The 509-nt window shown below is 37.7% G+C and carries 1 pseudogene; it reads left to right on the top strand.

Annotated features, from left to right (window positions below):
* Positions 1-509: pseudogene (locus ACFS5M_RS09665) on the top strand (hypothetical protein); the annotation flags it as partial.

The following is a 509-nucleotide window of genomic DNA, read 5'->3' as shown; positions in this document are numbered from 1 at the left end:
CAGATGCTTGTGATGCCGATGCGGTATTTACTGTAGTCTCTGATTATGATTATAATAACTTAAATACAGTATGTGGTCCTTGTGGCAACATTACTGTAACTTATACAGTGTCTGATGATTGTGGCAATGAATCTACAATTTCAGCAACACTTAGTTTTGGAGATAACTTCGGACCTGACCTGTCTAGTTGTGATGTTACTGATGAAACTATTGAGTGTAATGGTACCGATAATGAGTCTATTGCTGATGCTTGGAACCAAGCTAATATTGATGAACTTGTAGCTTGTGCGGATGATATCAATGTAACAATCACTTCTGATTATGCATTCATTAACTTAAGCGCTACTTGTGGTGCTGGTGGTACTATTACGGTAACTTATACAGCGACTGATGATTGTGATAACTCATCAACTCTTACGGCTACATTAACTTTAGAAGATTCTACTGGTCCTGACCTATCGGCTTGTACTGTAGTGGATGAAACTATTGAATGTAATGGTACCGATAAT

Origin of the sequence: Lacinutrix iliipiscaria (assembly GCF_042686125.1) — a bacterium.
Classification (GTDB): Bacteria; Bacteroidota; Bacteroidia; order Flavobacteriales; family Flavobacteriaceae; genus Oceanihabitans; species Oceanihabitans iliipiscarium.
The sequence above is the reverse complement of the archived record's forward strand: the minus strand, read 5'-3'. Positions and strand labels throughout refer to the sequence as shown.